This is a genomic window from Paraburkholderia sediminicola, assembly GCF_046027355.1.
Classification (GTDB): Bacteria; Pseudomonadota; Gammaproteobacteria; order Burkholderiales; family Burkholderiaceae; genus Paraburkholderia; species Paraburkholderia sediminicola_B.
The window spans coordinates 234036-258210 of the sequence record NZ_JAQQEK010000006.1 but is presented as its reverse complement, the minus strand read 5'-3'; the positions used below and the strand labels follow the sequence as shown (position 1 = coordinate 258210).

General features: G+C 58.8%; 23 protein-coding genes and 1 pseudogene. 5 read left to right on the top strand and 19 right to left on the bottom strand.

Annotation, left to right across the window (positions count from 1 at the left end):
- The first annotated feature begins 4 nt into the window (after nucleotides 1-4).
- Entirely contained in the window at nucleotides 5-1024 is a 1020-nt protein-coding gene (locus tag PQR42_RS13270; RefSeq protein WP_408384360.1) for an NAD(P)H-dependent flavin oxidoreductase, read from the top strand.
- 206 nt (nucleotides 1025-1230) lie between these two features.
- Here PQR42_RS13270 and PQR42_RS13265 read toward each other — a convergent pair whose 3' ends face one another.
- Nucleotides 1231-2190: a LysR family transcriptional regulator gene (locus PQR42_RS13265; RefSeq protein ID WP_408384361.1), complete on the bottom strand. Its 960-nt coding sequence runs from the start codon at nucleotides 2188-2190 to the stop codon at nucleotides 1231-1233.
- Nucleotides 2191-2259: 69 nt separating this feature from the next.
- A complete protein-coding gene (locus PQR42_RS13260) occupies nucleotides 2260-3237 on the bottom strand; it encodes a LysR family transcriptional regulator (protein WP_408384363.1) in 978 nt (325 codons plus the stop codon).
- Nucleotides 3238-3956: 719 nt separating this feature from the next.
- On the opposite strand from PQR42_RS13260, the gene PQR42_RS13255 reads away from it, so the two are divergent.
- The 3 genes from PQR42_RS13255 (at nucleotide 3957) to PQR42_RS13245 (ending at nucleotide 6028) form a co-directional block, all read left to right on the top strand.
- The gene (locus PQR42_RS13255; protein WP_408384364.1) at nucleotides 3957-4421 is read left to right on the top strand and encodes a CBS domain-containing protein; all 465 of its coding nucleotides are present in this window, start codon (nucleotides 3957-3959) and stop codon (nucleotides 4419-4421) included.
- A gap of 27 nt (nucleotides 4422-4448) precedes the next feature.
- A complete protein-coding gene (locus PQR42_RS13250) occupies nucleotides 4449-4832 on the top strand; it encodes a nuclear transport factor 2 family protein (RefSeq protein WP_408204218.1) in 384 nt (127 codons plus the stop codon).
- A 434-nt stretch (nucleotides 4833-5266) separates the two neighbouring features.
- The gene (locus PQR42_RS13245) at nucleotides 5267-6028 is read left to right on the top strand and encodes a carboxymuconolactone decarboxylase family protein (RefSeq protein ID WP_408384367.1); all 762 of its coding nucleotides are present in this window, start codon (nucleotides 5267-5269) and stop codon (nucleotides 6026-6028) included.
- Between the two features lie 120 nt (nucleotides 6029-6148).
- On the opposite strand, the gene PQR42_RS13240 is transcribed toward PQR42_RS13245, so the two are convergent.
- The 7 genes from PQR42_RS13240 to PQR42_RS13210 form a co-directional block, all read right to left on the bottom strand.
- A complete protein-coding gene (locus PQR42_RS13240) occupies nucleotides 6149-7051 on the bottom strand; it encodes an enoyl-CoA hydratase-related protein (RefSeq protein ID WP_408384368.1) in 903 nt (300 codons plus the stop codon).
- A gap of 30 nt (nucleotides 7052-7081) precedes the next feature.
- Nucleotides 7082-8338, bottom strand: a complete 1257-nt coding sequence (locus tag PQR42_RS13235; protein ID WP_408384370.1) for a CaiB/BaiF CoA transferase family protein — start codon at nucleotides 8336-8338, stop codon at nucleotides 7082-7084.
- Between the two features lie 23 nt (nucleotides 8339-8361).
- Nucleotides 8362-10026 (bottom strand): GMC family oxidoreductase, encoded by a 1665-nt coding sequence (locus tag PQR42_RS13230; protein WP_408384621.1) that lies wholly within the window; start codon nucleotides 10024-10026, stop codon nucleotides 8362-8364.
- Nucleotides 10027-10113: 87 nt separating this feature from the next.
- Entirely contained in the window at nucleotides 10114-10743 is a 630-nt protein-coding gene (gene acuR, locus PQR42_RS13225) for an acrylate utilization transcriptional regulator AcuR (protein WP_408384373.1), read from the bottom strand.
- A gap of 202 nt (nucleotides 10744-10945) precedes the next feature.
- The gene (locus PQR42_RS13220) at nucleotides 10946-11371 is read right to left on the bottom strand and encodes an organic hydroperoxide resistance protein (RefSeq protein ID WP_408384375.1); all 426 of its coding nucleotides are present in this window, start codon (nucleotides 11369-11371) and stop codon (nucleotides 10946-10948) included.
- 59 nt (nucleotides 11372-11430) lie between these two features.
- Nucleotides 11431-12141: an SDR family NAD(P)-dependent oxidoreductase gene (locus PQR42_RS13215; protein WP_408204210.1), complete on the bottom strand. Its 711-nt coding sequence runs from the start codon at nucleotides 12139-12141 to the stop codon at nucleotides 11431-11433.
- 224 nt (nucleotides 12142-12365) lie between these two features.
- Nucleotides 12366-13217: a LysR substrate-binding domain-containing protein gene (locus tag PQR42_RS13210; protein WP_408204208.1), complete on the bottom strand. Its 852-nt coding sequence runs from the start codon at nucleotides 13215-13217 to the stop codon at nucleotides 12366-12368.
- 115 nt (nucleotides 13218-13332) lie between these two features.
- On the opposite strand from PQR42_RS13210, the gene PQR42_RS13205 reads away from it, so the two are divergent.
- Entirely contained in the window at nucleotides 13333-13983 is a 651-nt protein-coding gene (locus tag PQR42_RS13205) for an FMN-dependent NADH-azoreductase (RefSeq protein WP_408384377.1), read from the top strand.
- A gap of 91 nt (nucleotides 13984-14074) precedes the next feature.
- On the opposite strand, the pseudogene PQR42_RS13200 reads toward PQR42_RS13205, so the two are convergent.
- From PQR42_RS13200 to PQR42_RS13155, 10 genes and pseudogenes are all read right to left on the bottom strand, one after another.
- Nucleotides 14075-14119, bottom strand: a pseudogene (locus PQR42_RS13200) (hypothetical protein); the annotation flags it as partial.
- A complete protein-coding gene (locus tag PQR42_RS13195; RefSeq protein ID WP_408384379.1) occupies nucleotides 14103-14414 on the bottom strand; it encodes a PLP-dependent transferase in 312 nt (103 codons plus the stop codon). The pseudogene PQR42_RS13200 and the gene PQR42_RS13195, both read right to left, overlap by 17 nt.
- Before the next feature lie 37 nt (nucleotides 14415-14451).
- Nucleotides 14452-15894: an aldehyde dehydrogenase family protein gene (locus tag PQR42_RS13190; RefSeq protein WP_408384381.1), complete on the bottom strand. Its 1443-nt coding sequence runs from the start codon at nucleotides 15892-15894 to the stop codon at nucleotides 14452-14454.
- Between the two features lie 91 nt (nucleotides 15895-15985).
- Complete coding sequence (locus PQR42_RS13185) at nucleotides 15986-16864, bottom strand: PhzF family phenazine biosynthesis protein (protein ID WP_408204200.1); 879 nt, start codon at nucleotides 16862-16864, stop codon at nucleotides 15986-15988.
- 266 nt (nucleotides 16865-17130) lie between these two features.
- A complete protein-coding gene (locus PQR42_RS13180; protein ID WP_408384383.1) occupies nucleotides 17131-18447 on the bottom strand; it encodes an MFS transporter in 1317 nt (438 codons plus the stop codon).
- Nucleotides 18448-18513: 66 nt separating this feature from the next.
- Complete coding sequence (locus PQR42_RS13175) at nucleotides 18514-19995, bottom strand: aldehyde dehydrogenase family protein (RefSeq protein WP_408204196.1); 1482 nt, start codon at nucleotides 19993-19995, stop codon at nucleotides 18514-18516.
- Nucleotides 19996-20084: 89 nt separating this feature from the next.
- Complete coding sequence (locus tag PQR42_RS13170) at nucleotides 20085-20891, bottom strand: aspartate dehydrogenase (RefSeq protein ID WP_408204194.1); 807 nt, start codon at nucleotides 20889-20891, stop codon at nucleotides 20085-20087.
- A gap of 131 nt (nucleotides 20892-21022) precedes the next feature.
- The gene (locus tag PQR42_RS13165; RefSeq protein ID WP_408204192.1) at nucleotides 21023-21931 is read right to left on the bottom strand and encodes a LysR family transcriptional regulator; all 909 of its coding nucleotides are present in this window, start codon (nucleotides 21929-21931) and stop codon (nucleotides 21023-21025) included.
- Nucleotides 21932-22059: 128 nt separating this feature from the next.
- Nucleotides 22060-22776, bottom strand: coding sequence for a transporter substrate-binding domain-containing protein (locus PQR42_RS13160; protein WP_408384385.1), 717 nt, complete (start codon nucleotides 22774-22776; stop codon nucleotides 22060-22062).
- Between the two features lie 191 nt (nucleotides 22777-22967).
- Entirely contained in the window at nucleotides 22968-24167 is a 1200-nt protein-coding gene (locus PQR42_RS13155) for a pyridoxal phosphate-dependent aminotransferase (protein WP_408384386.1), read from the bottom strand.
- Nucleotides 24168-24175 lie beyond the last annotated feature (8 nt).

Sequence of the window (24175 nt, the reverse complement as noted above, 5' to 3'; positions counted from 1 at the left end):
AGCCATGAGCGAAGTCAAATCGGATTTTGCCGTGAGCGAGGTCACTCGACTCTGCGGCGTCAGGTATCCCATCTTCCTGGCGGGTATGGCAGCGATTTCTGGCCCCAAGCTTGTCGCCGCGGTGGCGAATGCCGGCGGAATGGGTACGCTCGGCGGCCTGCGACTGCCGCCGCTGGCCCTGCTCAAATGGATACGGGAAACAAGGGAACTCACAGACGTGCCCTTCGGAGTGAACCTCGTTCCGTCGTTCGGTGGTCCTGAGGTATTCGAAGCGCAGTTCCAGGTCATCCTCAGGGAAAAGCCGCGGCTGCTTTCCCTGTTCTACGCCGAGGACTATGCCGATATGATTCCCCGTGCCAAGGATGCGGGACTGGTGGTCTCGGTGCAGGTTGGCACAGTCGAACTTGCTGAGATGGCCATTGAGCGCGGGGCAGACATTATCGTGGCGCAGGGAAGCGAGAGCGGCGGGCACCTCAACCGGGGCACCATTGGCCTGATGTCGCTGCTGCCGGCGATTTGCAAGATCGCGCGAGGACGGCCGGTCCTGGCGGCGGGAGGCATCACCAATCGCGACGACGTCAGGGCCGCGATGGGACTCGGCGCCGCGGGCGTCCTCGTAGGTACAGCGTTCGTGGCAAGCCACGAGTCGAACGCACATCCGCTTTACAAGCAAAAGATCGTCGAATCCACCGTGGACGATACTGAGTATCGGACGGGCTACTCATTCGGCTGGAAGTACGGCACCCCGCACCGGGTGATTCCGAACCGCGACAAGTGGAATCTGCTGCGCTTCATCGGAGGCGGAGCACGAGTGATTGACAAGCCGAGGATGGCACAGAAACTGTCGCTTTATGCCGGACAGGGTGTTGGAAAGATCGGCAGTGTCGTCTCCGCGGCCGAACGGGTGGCTGAACTCATCGAAGGGCTACCTGTGTCATCGGCAGCCCCGAAAACGTGGGGCGATGATGCAAACGACCACTGCGCACCGGTGCCCTTTTATCAGACGGCAGGCGGAGCTGTCTAACCGCAACGGCATCTCAGACGCCCTACTTGCGAAAACATCCAATCGTCTCAGGACCACGCTTGAGCGCACCGTTTGTCTGGGCGGTATGCATGTGGATGGCGGATCCGGGACATGCAAAGGCACGCCGTGCTGTCCGCTCGAGATCGCGGCGCTAACCTCGCACGCTGGGCAGCGCCGCCGTCACCGATCCAGCATTACCTGTCACCCTAGTGGACGTTGGCCTCCGGCGCGCTGATAGCGGCATGTTTCCCTGTCACGACTCTCTCCATGACGATTTTCGTGTCTTCGTTCACCGGGATAAACTGATCTCGCGCCAGACTAATGAATGCAGTCAACGCCGGGGTGATCAAGGTGTCACTCCTGCGAATGAAAACTGTCTTCACATTTGCGAACTCGGGCGGCAGCCGATGGTAGCGGATCGACTGCCGCGATCCATAGCTTTCAGCGACGGTCTTCGGCAACAACGTGACGCCTATGCCGGCAGCGACACATGACAGGATGCCATCAAGCGTTCCCAGTTCCATCAACTGATTGGGAACCAGCCCGACCTGATGAAACCAATGCTCAAGCGTGGAGCGGTAAAAGCATCCGGTCCGAAAAACAAGCACCGTTTGCTGAGGCATGACGCGGATAAGCGCTGCCAGCGAGTCAAACTCACAACTGCTCACAAGGACCAGTTCCTCTTCGAACGCCTCCTCCTGCGACAGACCTGCGTTCTCGTGAAATCCGCCCACGAAAGCGCCATCGAGGCGATAACTTTCGATGGCCTTGATCAATTCGGCGGTGGTGCCCGTCAATAGAGATAACTTGACCTGGGGATGCTTTGCCCGGTACTTCGTCAGTACTTGCGGCAGTCGTATAGCAGCCGTCGTTTCCATCGATCCGAGTCGAAGGTACCCTGTCGGCGTTGCGGTATCCAGCAGCGCATTGCGGCTCTCCTCCGTGAGTTGCAGAATGCGGCGTGCGTAGCTGAGGAAAGTCTGTCCGGCCGACGTGAGCACCACTCCGCTCTTTTGCCGAATGAACAGTTGCTGACGCAACTCGGCCTCGAGTTCTTTCACCCGCATAGTGACATTGGACTGCACGGTGTGCACTATGTCCGCCGCCGCAGTGAAGCTGCCCTCTTCGGCCACAGCACAGAAGATTCTCAATTGACGCATTTCCATGGCGGTATCCTATTGACCACCGAAAATGATGAATAGCGCGGTGCAATTCGACGCTCTTTCACCCAGGCTTCAGACCGTTGTCAGCGCACGATCTACGTCGTGGTCCAGGCGCTGTGAAATTGCCGCCATCGCATTAGGCATAGATCCAGGAAGCGAGCGGAAAAAGTCAATGCAGAAATCGACGAAGGTCCTCAGCCTCACAGGAAGCAGTTCGCGGTGCGAGTAGAAAAGACATATCTCCACACCACTTTCTGACGTGGAGCACCGCGGCAAGATGTGCGTGAGATGCCCTGCGGCAATGTCTTCACGAACCATAGCCTCAGGTAAGGTCGCAATGCCGGTTCCCGTAAGTGCCGCTGCCCGAAGCAGCACTTCGTTACCGTCCATGGACGACATTGGCAGCACACTCATTCGTGATCCGGTTTCCAGAAGATCGATGAAATTCGTGCCCTTCTGCTTTGACGCAGGGTCCAGGAGAAGGAAATGGCCAGCCAGATCCGAAGCGGCTTCAGGTGTACCGCATCGTTCAAGATAACCGGGTGCGGCGACAAAAACGTGCCGCGACCTGGACAGCGTACGGCGAATAACCCCAGACTGTTCTACAAGATGAGGCGGAAGGATCGCCATATCGAAGTGGCCGTCATACAGGTTCACCGCTTCTTCCCGAACGGAAACCATGAGATTCACGTTGGGAGCGATAGCTTCATAGTTGGACACAAGTCGCGAGAAGGTCCTGTTCACCAGCATCGGGTGTACAACAAGTCGTAACCTTCCACTATCGATTTCACGCTCCTGCGCAATCCGACGATTCGCTTCATCAAGTTCTTCGAGGAGACGGCAGCAACTCAGATAGTACGACTGTGCCGCATCTGTCACTGAAACGGATCGGGTTGTTCTATGCAGGATCAGCGTCTGGACGCTCTCTTCGAGCTTGGCGATGGCTTTGGAGATCGAGCCGGTGGTCACGCCCAATGATGCAGCCGCCTTGCTAAAGCTTCTATGCTGTGCGACTGCAACGAACGCTCGCAACATGTATAGTTGGTCCATCGCCTACCTCGCTGATAAATTTCACAAAGCGAACATCCCCCGGCTGGAACTTTCGTGGCTGTAAGGATCCGAAGGTTGCCATCATTGCGGACATATCCATCGAAGGTCAGACGAACCATATAGCGACGTTCTCACGTTCGGATTGTTGATATATGGCGCAGGAAACAGCTTAGCAACGTTTCCAATATGCATAGGCGGTTTGTGACGATAGGGGTATCGCATAAACAGATAACCCCCGATTCGCTCGCAAGAGGCGAACGGCTTCCGGGCACGCTCACAGATGTCATGCAAATCTTCGGCCTCCATGCAGTTACCGGCCAGACGGGGCCGCTGAGTGCACGCTTAACTTGTTCTCGCCGGGAAAGAGTGTTTGCCTATGGTGGGTATTCAAACTCGAAGGCAACGAGCTTACGATTCGCAACTTATCAGCATCGCAGGTCCGATCGATAAGAGAATCGAATCTGGATATTCCGAGATCTGAGGCACGATGAGAAAGTGGAGTCAACGTGGGCAAACCGCTCCTCGTCTGTTCGTCACGATCTGAACGCATAGACGGTGATGTGCAGGGAATGCAAGCTGTCCATTGCACTGCATATATTGCTTCCGATGAATGCAAGCCGCTACGCTCCGGCGGGCGTGGGAATATCGCATGATCCATTGGTTCAACCGCTTCGTTCCGTCACCCATCTCTGTCTTGCCTCGCTGCTAAAGAAGCGCAGATGTTGGCCTACGCTCGTAGCTTCGGCGAGCTGACGTGTGGCGACGTTATGTCACGTCCGGCCATCTGCATACCAACAAAGACCTCATTGAAAACAGCTCGCGACATTTTGCTTAGACATCGCATCAAAGCTCTTCCGGTAACCGATGGATCGAAACAGGTCATTGGCATAGTCACGTGGGCGGATGTCTACGGACGCGAAGAGACCGTCCGCGCTACCGAGGCCTGCAGTTCGCGTCCCGATCCCTGGACCGTCTCCAGCCAGGAGACGTTGGTCGATAGTTTGATGACGGAAAGACCGGAAACGGTCGAAGCCAGGACGTTACTGATGACAATTGTTCCGATGTTTGCAAAGCACGGACATCACCACATACCAGTTGTCGACTCCCACGGCCAGCTAGTCGGGATGATGACCCAAGCGGATGTCATCTCAGGGCTCTATCACCACAGTCAGGCGTTCGCTTAACACCTGAAAACCAAGAGGAAATTCAGTATGTCTATCGAGAAGATGCCCGAACTTGTCGAAGCCGTCGATCTATATTTTCAGGCACTGCACGAGTGCGATCTGGACAAATTTGATCGGGTTTTCCACACGAGTTGCAGCTTGTTCGACATGGACGATGGAAAACTAACTGTCGTCCCCATTGCCGACTACCGCCGAGTCATCGCTGAACGTGTGTCGCCAATGAGCAAGGGCCAAAAACGTGACGATGCGTTGATCTCGGCGGACTTTCTGTCGACCGACATTGCAGTCACCAAAGTTCGCCTGCGCATCCACGACAAGGTTTTCATCGATCACTTGAACTGGGCGTATGTGAACGGTTCCTTTGTGATCGTCGCCAAGCTATGGCACGACATATCGACCGGTTCCGCCTGATCGTATTTGTCCGTTCCTTATGAAACGTTGCATGATCGCTGGCCAACTCGCGTCGGCCATCGGTTGACTGGTTTTTTTGCGGCATGAAGGGACTTTCCTCCTACCCTACCCTGCCCTTCTTTCGTCGCGGCGCACGTTCTCAGAAGTGCGCTTTTTTTGTTTGCTATCCCCATCATCCAGTAGCGGCTTCGCCCCACAAACTTGTACGGACCACAAAAGGGCGGTCTCATTCGTTGCCGGCGTTGCGTTATCTGTCAAACAGATAGCCGTATATTTTCCCTTCGCTTGTCAAGCACCTTAAACAGTGCGACGGTATGACGTCGATCATGCTCCTGACCGTATGCGTGATGCGATGGGTTTTCCGTGAAATACCCGGGCGAGCGCTGACCCCTCTAACGGTTAGTCACCCTCTATACATCCCTAGCGGAGAAGCGATGACGCTGACCCCCAGACAGCAATCGATCAAGGACGAGTTCATTCGCGTGCGGAAGACGTGGGCTCCGCAATGGGAAAGTATTCTTCGCGTCGACTGTGATTTCCTGCATGCCTACCTTAACCTGTCAGCGGTGCCACTGCGACACAATCACCTGGAGGACAAGGTCAAGGAGTTCATCTATATCGCCGTGAATGCGTCCTCGACCCATCTCTTCGCTCCGGGCATCCAGATGCATCTGAAGGCGGCCGTGGATTTTGGTGCCACGCGTGAAGAACTGATGGAAGTGCTCGAGTTGACCAGTACGATCGGTATTCACGCTGCCAATGTAGCGATGCCCATCCTGGCAGAAGTGCTTGTGGAAGAAGGTCTCCGAAAACGGACAGTGTCTGCGGATAGCCGCCGGCAAGCTTTGAAGCGGCGCTTCACCGAGGTACAGGGGCATTGGGATCGCATATGGGACGATGCGCTGGAACTCGATCCGGATTTCTTCGAGGCGTACCTCGAATTCTCATCGGTTCCGTGGCAGAACGGTGCTCTAGCGCCGAAAATCAAGGAACTTGTGCTTTGCGCGCTCAATGTCGCCGCCACGCATCTTTACGAGCCGGGCATCAGGATCCACATGCGCAATGCACTTCGTCACGGGGCAACCGCGGAGGAAATCATGGAGGCCGTCGAGATTGCGAGTGTTATCGGAATCCACGGCGCACTGATCGGTACTCCGATGCTGGAAGACGCAATCGCAGCTGCACAGAGTAGATAAATACCAACGGAAGGTCGACCGTGTTTTTTCCACGCCGGCTGGATTCGTCGGGCGAGAGCGCATTACCCCAAGCAACGCATTTGGGGCACGCTCTGCCCATTGCTGACGATAAGTCGTGGCCTATCGATGGCGGAACACAGGAGCGCGCTTGGCCAGGAACGCGTGCATGCCTTCCTTTTGACCTTCGGTCGCGAAGGCGGCCTGAAAAAGTCGACGCTCGTGCAACACACCCTCGCTCAGCGGCGTCTCGAACGCGCGATTGACCGCCTCCTTGGCAAGCCGTACGGCCGGCAGGTTGTAACCGGCTATGGTATGCGCTGTCTCGAGCGCAGTCTGCAATAAGTCGGACGACGGAACAACGCGCGCAACGAGGCCGGCTGCGAATGCCTCATCAGCGGCCAGATTCCGGCCAGTAAGAATCAGATCCATCGCAAGCGACTTTCCGACTGCACGCGTCAAGCGCTGCGAACCGCCAATACCAGGCGGAATCCCGAGCTTGATCTCCGGTTGGCCGAATTGGGCATCATGGGCCGCAATGATGAAATCGCAGGCCATCGCCAACTCGCAGCCGCCGCCGAGTGCATAGCCGCCAACAGCCGCGATCACCGGCTTCGAAATGGTTCGAATGCGATCCCATTCGGCGAACAGGTCTTTCGCGTGCCAGTCGGCGAAGGACTTGTCGACCATTTCCTCGATGTCCGCCCCGGCTGCAAATGCGCGCGCATTGCCTGTGATGACTATCGCGCCGATTCCATCGTCCTGATCAAATGTCGTCAGCGCCGCGAGCACCTCGCGCGACATCTGAACATTGAGCGCGTTCAGGTTCTTCGGACGATAGAGCGTAATCAGGCCGATACGCTCCCTTCGATCGATCTTGATGGTTTCGTACACACCGTTTTCCGACACGGCGCCGACGGCATCTGCATTCGCGCCCGCGGCAGCGGGTCCCACATTCGGTTCGATCACTTGCATCCTGGTTTGCTTGGCGGATGCTTCCTGCACTGCTGAAACGTCGGTCTTCATATGTTCACCTGTCAGTTGAAAATTGCGGCGTCATGCCGCAAGGCTTGAGGAGCGCTTCGTCTCATCGACGCCTGCTTCGGAATCAGCCTGCGACGCGTACGCGCCCGACGAAGCCATCAACTCGGCCAGAATCGCTTCGCGATGCTCGTCCACTTCTGGCGCTCGCCTGACCACCGTGACGTCCTCATCGGGTGAGGTGCTCATCTTGATCGGATTACCGGCTGTTTTCACTTTCCGCTCGGACTTACCCTGGACATGGATGAACATGTTGCGCGCGTGCAGTTGCGGATGATCGATGACCTTGTCGATCGTGTTGATCGGGGCACAGGGCACGCCAGCCTCGTTCAGCTTGTCGAGCCAAACGCTGACCGGTGCCGAGCGGGTTACCCGCTCAATGGCCTCGATCATGGCGGGCCGGTTTTGCACGCGGAGATCGTTCGTCAGGAACAGCGGGGCGAAGGCCACTTCCGGCACGCCCAAGGCGTCCGCCATCAAAAGAAAGAGTTGATCGTTGCCTGCGGCGATGATGAATCGACCATCCTGGGCAGCAAAGCTTTCGAACGGCGCGAGCGACGGGTGGGCGTCGCCAGTCCTCGTAGGCACCTTCTTTTCGACGTCAAACCTGGCGAACGCCGTTTCCATCAACGCGGCCTGGCAATCCAGCATCGCGATGTCTACGTGCGTGCCTTGTGCATCTCTGGAGCGCTTGTAGAGCCCCGCCAGGATGCCTATCACGGCGAATAGTGCTGCACCGAGGTCACCGAAGGCGGTGCCAACACGTGCCGGCTGAGTGTCCGGCCACCCCGTCAGACTCATGACGCCGCCCATGGCCTGTACTACGGTGTCGTAACCTGGCAGATCCTTGAACGGGCCGGTGTGGCCAAAGCCCGAAATCGATGCATAGACGATGTGCGGATGCGTCCTTGCCAATTGCTCTGCGCCGTAGCCGAGCCGCTCCATCACGCCGGGCCGGAAGTTCTCGACCACCACATCGGCCTTGTCCAGCAAGCGGCCGAGAAGTTCGCGGTCACGCGGGGACTTGAAGTCGAGCGCAATGCTCTCCTTTCCGCGGTTGAAGCACATGAAGTACGCCGATTCGTCGTCGACGAACGGACCGAACGCCCGAGTATCGTCTCCCGTGCCCACACGCTCTATCTTGATGACGCGTGCTCCGAGGTCAGCAAGCGTCATCGCGCAATACGGTCCCGACAACACACGCGAGAAATCGATCACCGTGATTCCTTCAAGGGGCAAGCGCTTCTTCACCCCGGTTTTGTTCTCAGTCATGGCCAATTCCTGGTTGGGTAAAGTCAAACGCCTTGCTGAATCCAGTGCGAAGCTTTCTCGGCGATCATCATCGTGGGAGAGCTCGTATTGCCGCTGGTGATCGTGGGCATCACGCTCGCGTCCACCACCCGAAGACCCGCGACGCCGCGCACGCGAAGATGGCTGTCGACAACAACGTTCGGATCCGCGAGCGTGCCCATCTGCACAGTGCCCACGGGGTGGAAGATCGTGGTGGCGATGTCACCGGCCAGTTTCGTGAGTTCAGCATCCGATTCGTACTGCGGGCCCGGTTTGTACTCTTGCGGCCTGTATTTCGCGAGGGCCGCCTGGCTCGCGATATGTCTCGTCAAGCGGAGGCTGTCGACGGCGACTTTTCGATCGTCTTCCGTGCTGAGGTAATTCGGCGCAATGGCCGGCGCATCCTCAAAGTTGCCGCTCCTGATGTGCACCGTGCCCCGGCTTGTCGGGTTCACATTGGCGACACTGGCGGTGAACGCGGGGAATGTGTGCAGCGGCTGCCCGAAAGCGTCGAGACTGAGCGGCTGCACGTGATACTCGATATTCGCGTGCTTTCTTGACGGATCGCTCCGGGTAAAGGCCCCGAGCTGAGAGGGCGCCATGCTCATCGGACCCGAGCGGTGCAACGCATATTCGAGGCCGATCTTCGCCTTGCCGAACATGTTCGACGCGAGGACGTTCAGTGTCTCGCAGTTTTCGACCTTGTAGACCGCGCGAATCTGAAGGTGATCCTGCAAGTTCGCACCGACGCCCGGTGTGTGTTGGACAATATCGACGCCGTGCTTTTTCAACAGAGACGCCGGCCCAATACCCGAATGCTGCAGAATATGCGGCGAACCGATCGCACCAGCGCTGAGCACGACTTCGCGAGCTGCGCTCACCGACACAAGCTCGCCATTGCGAATAATGTCCGCGCCGGTGCAACGCAGCACACCGTTTTTGTCACGGTCGATCCTGAGCTTCTTCACATGGGAGTGGGTCCACGTCGTGAGATTCGACCTGTGTTTGATCGGACGCAGGAACGCCTTCGAAGTATTCCAGCGCCAGCCGTCTTTCTGCGTGACGTCAAAGTAGCTGACGCCGAAATTATCACCGGTGTTGAAATCGTCGATGATAGGAATGCCCGCCTGCTCCGCCGCTTTGGCGAACGCATCAAGAATTTCCCACTTGAGACGCTGCTTCTCGACACGCCACTCGCCGCCGCTTCCGTGAGCCTTTGCGATCGCGTCGACATTGCTGTTCAGCAGTTCACGTTGTTTCGGATCGAGTTTGTAGAAGTCTTCGTGAGCCTTGAAGTCCTTCAACGAGTTGTTCCATTTCCATTCCGGATCGCCCGTCAGGTCGGCCCAATGATCGTAATCCCGAGCCTGGCCACGCATGTAGATCATCCCGTTGATACTGGAACATCCGCCCAACGTTTTGCCACGTGGATAAAGAATCTGTCGGCCATTGAGGCCTTTGTCCGGCTCAGTGCGGAATTGCCAGTCCGTGCGCGGATTGTCGACGCAATATAAATAGCCGACGGGGATATGGATCCACATGTAATCATCGGTGCCGCCCGCCTCGACCAGAAGAACATTCCTGGTTTTGTCGGCGCTCAGACGATTCGCGAGCAGGCTGCCTGCGGAACCGGCGCCAATCACAATAAAGTCAAATGTCGTACTTTGCATTTGCATCCTGTTTGTCCATGCGAGCGGTTTCCAGCGCTGCCTGCCTAAATTAGACCGATCGTCTATAAAAACAGAAAAAAAAGCGGCCTAACCGAGCGCAGCGAAAAAAACGTTCGCAAAAGTGCGCAATGCTTCAGGGCCGCCCTCGAGCTTCGCCCTCAACACCGCGCCCTCCCAGCCTATCCAGAAAAATGCGGCAAGTTGCGAGCAATCGGCCCCTTCCGCAATCTCGCCCGCTGCCTGCGCTTCCAACAGGCACCTCGCCGTGCGGGCTTCCCAATCGGCAAAAACCTCACGCAGCCGCACGCAATGACTTTCCGGGAGTACAGCCATTTCCTGCCCGAGATTGCCCACGAGACACCCACGTCGAAAGCCGTAACGGTCCATCCCCGCCTCGGCATCTGAGACGAAATCCTGGAAGCGCTTCAGGGGCGATTTAGATTCGTCCGTGAGGAACTGATCAAGCTTTCTCGCGAAATACATCGCGTAGCGGTCGATCAATTCGAGGCCGAACGCTTCCTTGCTTCCAAAGTAATGGTAGAACGAGCCCTTTGGCACGTTCACGCTACGCAAGATTTCGTCAAGTCCAGTTGCAGAGAAGCCTTTTTCCGTAAGCGCAACGACTCCAGCGCGCACGAGAAGCTCTCGGGTTTCGCTAAAGCCTGCAAGTTCTTTCGGTGGACGCCCTCTACGGCGCGGTGCGGTATGCGTATCCATGCCACCGATATTAGACCGCTCGTCTACGAAATGCAAGGCAATCGCGCGCGTTGCTATACGTAGGGCAATTGCGCCCGGTTTTTCTCTTTAGAGACGTTGCACCTCGACTCAAGACTGCCCGGCGCGAGGTGCACCGGAAGCAACGGTCCTGCAGGTCGTCAATCACCAGGGCGACCCGCAGATCACCGAACAGAATTGCGGCTTAGACGAGCGTAAGCGTCACGTCTATGTTGTTCCGCGTTGCGTTCGAATAAGGGCACACAATATGGGCCCTCTCTATGAAGTCCTGAGCCGCTTCGCGTGCCATGCCCGGCAACGATATCTTCAACTCGACTTCGATGCCGAAGCCATTGGGAATGGGTCCGATGCCTACGATTCCGTTCACCGACACATCGGCAGGGATAGCAATTTTGTCGCGCGCAGCGACGAATTGCATCGCACCGATAAAGCATGCGCTATAACCGGCCGCAAAAAGCTCTTCGGGGTTTGTACCTTTCTCGCCCTTTCCACCCAATCCCTTCGGCCTCGTCAGCTTCAGGTCCAGTCCACTCTCAGACGCCACGGCGCGCCCTTCGCGGCCTCCAGTAACCTCTGCGTGAGCACGGTAGAGAACATTTTCGATCGACATTGCCAACTCCTTATCGATAAGTCAGTTAACAGGCGCAACCCGCAGCGCCCGATGATGCTTTAGTGCCCAGCGCTCTGACCGCCGTCCACGTGCAGGATTTCGCCGGTCACGAACGGCGCCGCATCCAGATACAGGATCGCGTTCACGATATCGCTCATCTCGCCCATGTGGCCCATCGGGTGGAGTGCGCCGAGCGCCGCGTGCGTTTCGGGCGCATGCATCGGCGACTTCATGATACCGGGTGCAACCGCGTTCGCGCGGATGCCGCGCTTCGCGTATTCAATGGCGAGCGACTTCGTGGCCGCGTTCAGACCGCCTTTCGTCAGCGATGCCAGCACCGACGGCACACCGTCGATGGCGTGGTCAACCAGACTGGTCGTGATGCTGACCACGTGGCCGCTTTTGTTCTTCTCCATTTCAGCAATCGCCAGCTGCGTGATATAGAAGAAACCGTTCAGATTCACGCCCGTCACCGCAGCGTAATCTTCCGCGGTATAGCCGGTGAACGGCTTTGCGATGAAGATACCGGCGTTGTTGATCAGCGTGTCAATGCGGCCGAAGCGCGCCACGCCTTCCGTAATGACGCGATGCGCCGTCGCCGGATCAGCGATGTCACCCGCCACCGCCAGGATGCCGGGGTCGTCGGACGGCTTGATGCTGCGTGCCGTTGCGACGATGCGATAGTCAAGCTTGCGGAATGCTTTGACGGTCTCTGCACCCATACCTTGCGATGCACCCGTAACGACTACGACCTTTTGCGACGCGCTCATTCACACCTCGAAATTTGGATTGGGCTCTGTTGCCCACCGGGCCGGCGGCTCCGATGCGTGCCTAATCTAGGTGTATTTGTGCCTCGAGCAAATACCCGCCATGGACAAACTATTTTTCGCGCGCGGAACAAATCGGATCGCGGGCCCATGATTCATGGGTTAACGTGGGCCGAGCGAAGTCTTGGTTCTCTGTCTTCCGCAGATCACCTGGCGCTCGCTCTGCGTCATCCCTTGTTCGCGAATGCCAGCGCGATAGCGTTTCCCAGTTCGTCCGCGACGGGCGCGGCTGCACCCGCCGCAGTGAAAATCGTGAACTCGACATCGGGCAGTGAAGGCAAGCCGGCATCCGGCGAGACTACGTGCAAGCCGTGCACGAGTTGTGTCTGCGCGACCGGCGTCACCGCAAAGCCGGCCTGCGCTGCGGCACACAAACCAGCGCCGCTCGAGCACACCAGCGCAATCCGGTAGTCGATGCCAGCGCGGGCGAGCGCGGCCAGTGCAGCCTCACGATACGGGCACGGTTCCGGCAGCACCGCCAGCGGCACCGGAGCGCCCGGTGTAAGCGACGCCCATTCCGCGCCAGCCCACACTAATGGCTCGCGCCAGAGCACGCGTCCGGAACGGGCGCCTTCGCAGCGACCGCCGATCACCATGTCCAGTTCTGCCTGATCCATCGCGTGCAGCAGTTCGGTAGGAATGCCGACTCTGACGCTAAACGCGATGCGCGGGTAGCGCACCGCGAACGTCTGCATGACGTTCATCAGCCTGACGTTGGCAAGGTCCTCGGATAGGCCGACACGGATCGCGCCCTCGCTCGGTGCGCGCGAGAGCTGCGCCTGCGCATCATGATTGAGTGCGAGGATCGCCCGCGCGTAACCCAGCAGCAGTTCGCCGTCCGCCGTGAGCGTGACCGAGCGCGTGGTGCGCGCGAGCAGATCGCGGCCGATCTGTTTTTCCAGGCGCCGCAGATGCGCGCTAACGGCAGACTGCGTCAGATTGAGTCGGGCGGCGGCGAGCGTGAAGCCACCCTCCTGGACCACGGCCACGAAAGATCGCAGCAGGACGGTATCGAACATGGCGAGTCCTTGCTCATATAGTGCGAATCTAACTGAATATGGCGATGATACTTCGTTTATATTTTGAATCGAAATATGTTGTGATGGGGGCTCTCAACACACCTGGAGTAGTCCCATGCCTGCCTTGCTGCATATCGAATCGTCGCCACGTAAGAAGCGGTCTGCATCGCTCGACGTCGCACGCGCTTATCTGGACGCTTATCGCGACGCTCATCCGGATCATCGGATCGACGTGCTCGATCTGTGGTCGGTCGGGATGCCGGAGTTCGACGGCGACGCGCTCGACGCCAAATATGCGGACCTGAGCGGCACACCGCTCAGCGAAGACCAGCAGCAGGCGTGGACGAGCATTCGGGAACTCGCGCAGCGATTGCACGACGCGGATACGTTGCTGTTCTCCGTGCCGCTATGGAATTTTTCCATTCCCTACAAGCTCAAGCATTTCATCGACGTCGTGTCGCAGCGCGGCATCTTGTTCTCGTTCGACGAGCGTGGGCTACAGGGCTTGCTGAAAGACAAGACAGCGGTCGTCATTTATGCGAGAGGTCTTGACTATTCAGTGGGCTCGAGCACACCCGCCCATTCGTTCGATTTTCAGCGGCCGTTCATGGAAGCGTGGTTGCGATCCGTCGGCGTGACCCACGTTAGATCGATTGTCGTCGAGAAAACACTCCTTGGTCCCGAAGTCGATTACGCGGCAAGAGAGGCTGCACGCGAGCAGGCAATGGCGCTTGCGCGGGCGACTTCCGTTTCAGTCGGCAAGTGAAATATTGAACCACCCACATCAACAAGCGCATCGTGCGCCCGATCACGGCTCCGCCCATCGCATCACCATGCCCGTTGATGTACTTCGTCAGCCCATGAACAACGAGATCGGCGTCATGTTCAAGGCCTCGAAACATCGGCGGGGGCGTGAACGTTGTGTCGATCGAGACCGCTTTTCAGAAAGGTGAAGAATATCGAATGCAACGCAGCAACACCCGTGCTGAAAACGGCTGCATCCTCACCGCGCTCCATCGCGGCAAGCTTGCGCTCGAGGCAAAGCTGATTGTGGCTAGAATTGCGGGTATAGAACAGCGTTTGAGAATCCGACCAGTCGAGTGAAGACGGGTCACCTGGCAATTGGTACGAGTTAGCCATCACGATCGGCGTACGGAGCGCGCCCGTCGTGGTGTCGGTGACGTTCCCGGCATGCACCGCCTGACTGGCGAAAGAGAGGCTTGCCGGCTCGTCCTTATTGGGCCGTTACTGAATGTTCCTGGTTTCCATGTACCGCCTTCCTGATGCACACGACCTTCGGTTGAGTCATTTCCTCGTACGCGAATCTGACACCTTCGCGGCCGAGGCTTCCGTACTTGAATCCCCCGAACGGCATGGCATCGAATCTGTGGTCCGACGAGTCGTTGATCATGACCCCGCCGGCCTCCAGCTTGTCAGCCGCCTTAAGCGCGGCATGCAGATCGCTTGTGAAGATGCCGGCATGCAGACTGTATTCGGGACTGTTGGCGAGCGAAAGTGCGTCATCCAGTGTCTCAATCCGCTGAAGCACGGCAACCGGGCTGAATACTTCCTGCCTCCACAGATCGCATTCGAAGCTGACGTCCTCAAGTACCGTCGGAGCGTAAAGTGAACCGTCCTGAGTATTGCCGCACAGCAGTCTGGCTCCCTGACTGATCGCGGCATCCACCACGCGTTTCGTGCGAGCCGCTGACTCAGCTGTGATCATTGGTCCAACGTCCGTGTCAGGCAACGCGGGATTGCCCGTCCTGAGCGCTTTGGTGCCGGCAACGAAACGCTTCCTGAACGCATCATAGATGGACGACTGGATCAGAATGCGTTGCGTGCCGATACAGTTCTGGCCCGCGGCCCAGTATGCGCCAGACACGCACGAATCAACGGCATCCTCGAGGTCGCAGTCACCCAGAACGATGACGGGTGCGTTACCTCCCAAATCCATCGCAAGCTTTTTGAGGCCCGCGGACCGGGCTATTCTCTCTCCGGTTACGAATCCACCGGTAAAGGAAACCATTCTGACGTCCCGGGATGAGACGAGTGCTTCGCCGAGCGCTGCGCCACCGGTCGCGACCGATACGACGTTCGATGGCATCCCGGCCGCCACCAGATATCCAACGAGCTTGATCGCCGAAAGCGGCGTGAGTTCGGATGGCTTGAGAACCACGGCATTGCCGCCAGCAATTGCCGGTCCGAGCTTGTGCGCGACCAGGTTGAGTGGATCGTTATACGGCGTGATGGCGACGATGATGCCGAGAGGTTCTCGAGTGAACCATCCCTGCCGGTTTTCCGATCCACCAAACGCGTCGAACGGCACGACCTCACCGGCGTTTCGACGCGCCTCATCGGCGGATAGCTTGAGCGTGTTCACGCAGCGCAGCACTTCCTTCCTGGCCTGCTTGACCGTCTTACCTGCTTCCGCAACGATGAGATCGGCAAACGCGTCCTTGTCACGCTCCACGAGCGATGCGCAGGTCTCGAGCACGCGAGCCCGTTCGTGACGTGACAGGTCACGGCAAACGCGCGCGCCATCCTTCGCGGTCTGGATCAGCACCTGCGCGCCTTCTGGCGGAATGTTCACGACCGTGCCGACTTCGACGCCATCGAAGGGATTGGTGATCGGGATAAAGCCGGGCGATGAGTCAATGGAGAATGCGGAATTCATTTCGGAACACCTGCGTCTTATCTTTCGAATGCGGAAAATGTCGGAAACCAACGCGCAACCAGTATCAGCGCGTCTCTCGCCCAGTCCCTGTCTAGAGCATAAGCGAGCCCTCCACCGATGTGACGCAAGAACCGCCCACGCGTACATTTCCGTTCGCATCGACGCTTACCTTTACCCGTCCATCTCGACCGACGCACCGTCCCTGAGCAGCCACGTAATCTGTACCGCCGGGTGGCAACAGGCCGCGTTGCCACTGGAAGGCAGCCACACTGCCGTTGCCGCTTCCGCAGACAGGATCCTCCGCCACCCCACAGGACGGCGCGAAGGTACGCACTTCTATTGCCGCGCGGTCTCCGTGCTCGCGAGTGCCGAATACAGTCAGGCCCGTGACGCCGAGGCGGCGCTCGAGATTCGCCAATCTCACGAAATCCGGCCGAAGGTTTAGTACGGAAGCAGCATCGTTCAGATGCACCACCATCCAGATGGCGCCAACATTCACGATAGCTGGCGTAGTCTTGCGGTCCACTTTGCACCCGAGGATAAGCTCCAGCTCCGCCACATCCGCCGCGTGCAGCGGTTCTAACTTCGCAGGCGGCAGGTCGAACGTGAGCTGGCGGTCTCCGCCTCGCTCTTCGATCGTCACTTCAACGAGGCCAATGCCGCATTGTTGAATCAATCGACCGCTTCCGCGAGGTATGACGCGCCCAGTTTCCGCGACGGCGTGAGCACTACCAAGGGTCGGATGTCCAGCGAAGGGAAGCTCATTACGCGGCGTGAAGATCCTCAAACGATAGTCGGCCTCGGCTGTCGTAGGCGGAAGGACAAACGTGGTCTCCGAAAGGTTAGTCCAGTTCGCGACAGCTTGCATCGCGTCGGTGGTCAGGCCCTCGGCGTCCAATACCACGGCCACCGGATTGCCCAGAAGCGGCCGGTTGGTGAAGACGTCAACTACTTGATAGGATCGCTTCATGTTCGCCTCGTCTGACTACCGTGGGCATCTGGGCATTCTTCAGATGCAAATGGAACACATGTATCGTAGCGTGTGCGGCACAACCGTAACAGTCACAATTTTTCGCCTATTCGACCATCACAATTTCGCCCGGCGGGCCGCGGGCGCCGACTCGATAATTGCCGAACTCTTCGGTCACGAACGAGCGCTTCTGTGGACACTTCCACCCGTACGGCTGCGGACAGTAGCCCAGGCGCATTGTCGGCCTGGCCGACAACGGCATGCGCTCACCGGTTGACGATCCGCTTCGGCATCGCCAGCGCCAGCAGGCAACCCAGGAGCAGGCAGATGCCAAACGTGATGACGCCCGCGCCCACGCTATGTGTTTGATCTTTTAGCCAGCCAAGAAAATAGGTACTCGCGAAGCCTCCAAGGTTGGCAATCGAGCACGCGAATGCAATACCGGCTGCTGCGGCCGTGCCGCGAAGAAACGTCGACGGAAGCGCCCAGATCACCGGCATCGCCGCCGCTGCCCCAGCGTTTGCCATCGAGAGAAGGATGACTATAGCGGCAACGCTGCCAGGGAAAAAAGCGCTTGCGATCAGGCCAAACGCTGACAACAGCAACGGCACCGCGACATGCCAACGACGCTCCCGGAACCAGTCAGAACTGATCCCGGCTGCCAGAACCATGACAACCGCCAACCCATTGGGGATCGCCATCAGGGCGCCAATCTTGATCGCGCTCCTGATGCCCGCATCGCGCAGCATCGTGGGCATCCAGAAACTTATCGAATAAAAGCAGAGCAGTACGCAGAGATCGAGGTAGCCCACCACCCATACTTTCGGATTGGCGAACGCCTGACCCAACCTATGCGCCTTCTTCTCCTCGTGATCCGTCCCAATGTCCTGCCTTAGCTTCGTGAGCTCGGCAGCAGTGAGAAAACGCGCGTCCTGATATGTTTTCGGGAGGAAGATATAGACGAGCACGCCGAGCAGCACGGAAGGCAGCGCTTCCAGCGCGAACAACCACTGCCAGCCTTGCAAGCCATTCACGCCGTCAAAGAGCGACAGGATCCAGCCTGAAAGCGGCGCGCCGATCAGACTCGATAGCGGCAAGCCCACCATGAAGAGTGCGACGATCCGGCTGCGCCGCGCGTCGGGAAACCAGTAGGTAAGGTAAAGCAGTGCGCCGGGCAGGAACCCGGCTTCCGCCACCCCCAGCAGGAAACGCACGACGTAGAACTGCCCAGGCGTCTTCACGAACATCGTCAACCCGGAAAGCACGCCCCATGTGACCATGATGCGCGCGATCCAGAATCGGGCGCCCACCCTTTGCAGTACCAGGTTGCTGGGCACTTCAAACAGGATGTAGCCAACGAAGAACAGTCCGGCACCGAGCCCGTAAACGGTTTCGCTAAATCCGAGAGAATCGAGCATCTGCAGCTTGGCAATGCCTACATTCACTCGATCCAGAAATGCGGAAAAGAAGCACAGACCCAGGAATGGGGCGAACCGCCACGTGAGCTTGCGATAGAGCCTGCGCCCGGTCAGGGCGTCATCTTCAAGGTCACAGGAGGGGATGTTCAGGGGAGACGTCGACATGTCGTATCCTGGCAGAGGGCATGGAAAGCGCGTTTCGCGGCCTTCAGCGAAACGCGCGACTCGGTTTCACGAATAGTTGATCACGAGCAGCTTGATCTCCGACATTTCGTCCATCGCGTAGCGCGTGCCCTCACGGCCGGTGCCGGAGTCCTTCCAGCCGCCGAAAGGCATGTTATCGATGCGATAGATCGGAACGTCATTGACCATCAGTCCGCCGACATCCCATTTCTCCAGCGCCCGGAACGCGCGCTGCAGGTCTCGCGTGAACAGGCCGCCCTGCAAGCCATAGCGCGAATCGTTTGCACGCTTGACGGCTTCGTCGAATGTGCGATAGCTGTTAAGCGTGAGTACGGGTCCGAAGATTTCCTCGTCCTCCACCAGCATTCCCGGCCGGGTGTCCGCCAGTACGGTCGGCCGCACTACTGCGCCGACGCGCGGGCCACCGGCCAGCAGACGCGCGCCCCCGGTCAGCGCCGCGTCTATCCAGCACTGAATGCGGATAGCCGATTTCTCATCGATAACCGGACCCACGTCGATGCCCTCTTCCATCGGATCGCCGACCTTACACGCGCGGACCTTGTCGAGCAGCCTGGCCTCGAACTGAGCCCGTACATCTTCGTGCACGAGAACGCGCTGCACCCCAATGCAATACTGCCCCCCGAACACCACTCCGCCACGCACGCACCGGGCCGCCGCGAGATCCAGATCCGCGTCTTCCGCCACGATCACCGTGCCGTTGCCGCCGAGCTCGAGCGCTACTTTCTTGTGCCCTGCGATCGATTTGATATGCCAGCCGACGCTGGCACTTCCCGTGAAGGTCACCATTGCGAAGCGGTCGTCCCGAACCATCGACTCCGCAAGCGGAATACTGCAATGACACACCTCCAGCGCACCGTCGGGCAAGCCCGCATCGCGCATGACATCCTGAAGCAGGAGGCTGGTGAGAGGCGTTTGTGGTGCAGGCTTCAGCACGACGACATTGCCTGCCGCAATCGCCGGCGCGACTTTGTGCAGGACAAGATTGAGCGGAAAATTGAATGGCGAGATCGCCAGGATGAGGCCTATCGGAAATCGCCTTGCAAGACCCACACGACGGCGCATGTCAGCCAGTTTGTCGAGATCGAGACTGGACAGTTCCGTAGCGCTGCCGCTTGTATCGGTCGTCTGGTATTCGAAAACTCCCGCATCGACGTCAAGCGGCACCTCTTCACCATGACTGCGCCGCGCTTCGGCAGCCGCGTTACGCAAGTTGAAGATGCCACGCGAAACCTCGCCTCGCGCATCGTACAAGGGTTTTCCTGATTCCGAAGCGATCGTGCGCACGAACTCATCGCGCCGGGATTCGATCAGGTCGGCCGCGCGTCGCAGGATATCCGCACGTGCGAATCGAGGCAATTGACGCATGATCTCGAATGCGGCTTGTGCCCGGCCGATCGATCGCTCGACTGCGTCCGCGTCCGCAATTGGCATATGACCTATCACGGCGCCGTCATAGGGACTACGCACAGCGTCGGTAGGCCGGGTTTCCGTATCAACGTCATATTTCATTGGGTATCCTTATCTATGATTCCTGTTTGAATTCCTGGCGGTTCACTTCAAATCCGCGTGCACGTGCCAATAGGAGGCGTTCTCGCCAGCTAGGCAACTACCAGGGTCTGGTTGAGGTCTGCGATCGCACGCACGAGACTACACGGCGCCAACATCGAGGTTTTTGGATTGCTCGGGAGTGTCTTGCCTGTGACAGAGATGTCGATGTGGCCAAAATCGCCTTCGGCTTTGATCCGGTGCGTGTTGCCGGTCGCAAGCGGATCGGCGTACATGACCACCGTGGTCCGATCGAAGCCGACGCCGGCCAGCGCTACCGCAGCCGCCACGTTGGCGTTCTTCGGAAAGAGGCGCGCCGCATCTCGCGCCGTGCCTTCATAGATGGCGGTCGGCCTCTCGATGTCGTCGAGCACGACCAGCGCTTCGGCAGGCGTGCCCTGCCAGGCGCCCGGCGCCTTGTGCGATTCATATCGCACCTCGCGCAGACCCGCGAACTTTGCCGCGCCAAGCGCGTCGAGCCCGCCCAGCGCACCGGAAGGAATGCGCAGACGCGCCCCTGCGGCGGTCGCGGTATCGATCAATAGCGTCTCGAGCGTGCGATCCGCCAACGCACCGACCGAGGCGACGAGCAGGTCGTGCCCTGCTGCAAGGACGGACGGGCCCAGGTTGCGTAGAGCCTCGTGGCCTGCGCATTCGACGACGAGGTCGAGATCACTATCAAGGAGGTCGTCAACGCTATCGATAATCCGGACGCCGGCGCCGAGCGCCCTGCGCGCACCCTCGCGATGTTGGTCCCGTTCATAGACAGCCACGACACGGACGGCGGGTGCGTACTGGCTCAGCAGGTCGCACAGCAGGCCGCCAATGGCGCCGCATCCTATCAATCCCACATTCATCATGTCTCTCGCTCGGTTCGTGGTGCTCGGGCTCGACCCCACGTGATGAATGCATTAGACGAGATTCAAATTTTTCGGGGAAGGTGGTCGAAGTGACGTCTACCGTCACCAAAACAGAACACTGCAGGTGGCAGTCAGGGAAACTGGCGGGTTGTCCTGAGACGTCGGATCAGGATGTCGAGGAAACTCTGTGCCGCGGCAGACAATTGTCGCCCGCGAAAGGTAATCACGTCGATTGTCGCCGACCCGGAATCGCGCTCGTCAAGCGGTATTGCCCGTAACCATCCGTGAGCCGTCTCCCGCGCGATGGTGAGCGGCGGCATGAAGCTGACAATATCCGATTGCCTGACGAGGTTCTTGATAACCTGCAGTGAGTTCGCTTCAATCGCAACCTGAAGCGCGATGTTCGCCCGTTCGGCGGCTTTTTCAATCAGATAGCGAATGCCGAATGTCCGTGTCGGCAACGCCACCCTTACAGTGGCCAGTTCGGACATCGACACCGCTTTCCGGCTGGCGAGGGGATGCTCCGGCCGGCATATCATTTGCAAAGGCTGGATTGAGCGCCCGTGAAGATTGATGTCGTCGCGGTTGAGGACATTGAAGGCCATTCCAATCTCGGCGCGATGATCCACCAGCGCGTCGACGATCTGTGCGGTGCCGCAGACATCGAGAAACACCGTAATACCCGGGTAGTCACGCGAAAACTCTGTTATCAGGTCGGGCATGAAACTATGTACGGCGGCTTCAACCAGCGCAATCCGGACCACCCCATGGCGCAATGAGCTCAGGTCGTCCATCGCAGCATGCAGTTGCTCGACCTGGCGCGTGCTGACGTTCACGTATTCGAGCAGTAGCTGACCGGCTGCGGTTAGCGTCGCGCCACGCGGCGAACGGTCGAACAACGCAGCGCCGAGTTCCTTTTCCAGGTTGCTGATCTGTTTGCTGATCGCGCTGGGTGCGACAAAGAATGTCTCCGATGCGTGTCTTAGTGAACCCGTGCGCGCGACTTCGGCGAAATACCTGAGTGACTGGGGCTGAATCATGATTTCGTGTCCGCGTGGCAGACCGCCCGGCCGGCGCGTTGCGTTGTCGACGCGGATGGATTCCGTGCCAAACGTATCGCGACAGCCGTTGCACGGGCGTCACCGGGGCGGCCTGGTGCATCATTCCGTCAGGCTGCGCTCACGCTGTCGAGCTCGGTCTGAGTGAGACCGTACTTAGCCATGCGGGCACGGTGATCAGCCGAACCGAGGTACGTGCGAAGTTGCTCATTCACCGCCTGCAGAAGGCCTGGATTGCTCTTGCTGAACGAGAAGGCCCCTGCAGGTGCTCTGCCTTCCTTGCTCTTTTCGTGCGCAACCACCTCCAGTTCCTTATTGGCACTGGCAAGGACACGGCTCCCAACCGCCGTGCTCGCGTATGCGTCGATCTTTCCTGCGAGCAGCGCGTCGATCGCGTCGGGTTGGCTCTTGAACGCCACGATCTGGCTATCGCTCACGCCTGCCCTCTTTGCAGAGTCCAACTGAACCGTCCCGGCGACGATCCCAAGCCGCGCGTCGTTCCGCGCCGCGACGGCCCCGTAGCTCGTCAGCGCTTTCGGATTGCCATGATGAAGCAGGAATCCGTCGCCCAGCGCCCATACCGGCACGCTGAACGCAACGCGCTCGGCGCGCTCAGCTGTAACGAAAATCGGTACGTTCATGTCCCAGCGGCCTTCCTGCACACCAGGCAGAAGTTCTTCGAACGAAGTCAAATGATGTTCGATGGAGGACACACCGATCGCCCGAAGCACCACCTCGGCCAGTTCGATGTCGGCCCCCTTCACCGATTGATCTTCACCCGTCCAGTAGAAGGGCGGTTCCTCGAGATAGGCGATTCTTACTTTCATAGCTGTGCTCCACACGTTGAGGAGTTATGGTTGAGGTCGCCTGCAGTTCGGCGCGGCGATTCATCTGTGCGTCGATGACGCTGCTTTCATCACGCACGCTGTTGCGCGACCACACGAGCGGCTCCCGCGGCGGGCGGGAGGCTGTAGCCGCTTCTGGCAGCCGCGAGAAGTTTCCCGGCTATTCCGGCACGTCATGCCGTAGCGGCGTCCATGGCCATTGAAAGAGCGGACAGTGCGGGTCCGAGGCACGCAGGCGGCAGGTAGCCAAAGCCCAGCCGGAATACACGGCTGCTTTCGCCAAACCATGTGCCGGATGCCAGCTGCAAGTCATGACCTGGTAGCAGCCCCCAGAAACGCGAGACAGCAACTTCGTCGAATGCGTCGGAGCGCAGGCGCAGGCAGCACAACGCGCCGGCGTCAGGGCGCACCCACTCGACACGCCCGTGCTCGCTCTCGCACCAAAGCGCCAGTTCCTGAAGAGCAGCGGCGAGCAACCGGCGTCGTGATGCGAGCACACTTTCCCTGTTGCGCAAAAGCGCTGTGGCGAGCGTCTCGTCAAGCACCGATCCCGAGATCACGGTGTTCATTTTGGCGACGGCCAGACGCTCGCGAAGCTCCGCGTCCGCCACAGTGAGCCAACCCGTCCGCAAGCCCGGCGCACCGAGCGCCTTCGATACCGACGCGCCGGTGACGATACGTGAATCGAGTCCCGCGAAACTGTCGACCACCGCATTGTCGCCATAGGTGGCCTCTCGATAGGTCTCGTCGATGAAAAGTATGGCGTCCGGTGACCGCCTTTCCAGCAACACAAGGAGCTTCTCGATGTCGGCACGAGAGGTCTGAATACCACCTGGATTTTGTGGCGAAGCGATACTGACCAGCTTCGTTTTCGGCGACAGACTTGCGTCGATCTGGTTCAGGTCCAACCGATAGCCATTCTCGAACGAGAGCTTGATCTCGCGGACGCTAACGCCGGCTCCGAGAAGGCAATCACGGCTCGGCGGAAAGCAAGGTGTCGCAAGGACAGCCTCGTCGCCGGACCGGCAAACTTCGAAAGCGAGAAGAAAGAGACCGAGCGCGGTACCTTGTGTCGTGATGATCTGCCCGGCTGGAACGTTGCAGCCCTCGGCAATCGCCTCGCGAAGCGCGACCGAACCAGCGGACGTGCCATAGCCGAGCTTCAGATTGCGGATAGGCTCGAGACCAGCCAGATCCAGGAGTTCGCCGACCGTCAGGTCCTGCGACGTGCTCTCCGCCAGGTTGAACGGCCGATTCACGTTGAGGAGCGAAATGATCTCGTTGCGAGGAAATCTCCCGCGCCACTCCTGAGGATTCGATTCGCTGAGGCCAGACTGTGGTCGTTCATCGACATTCCGTTGAATACCCTGCATGCTTTTGC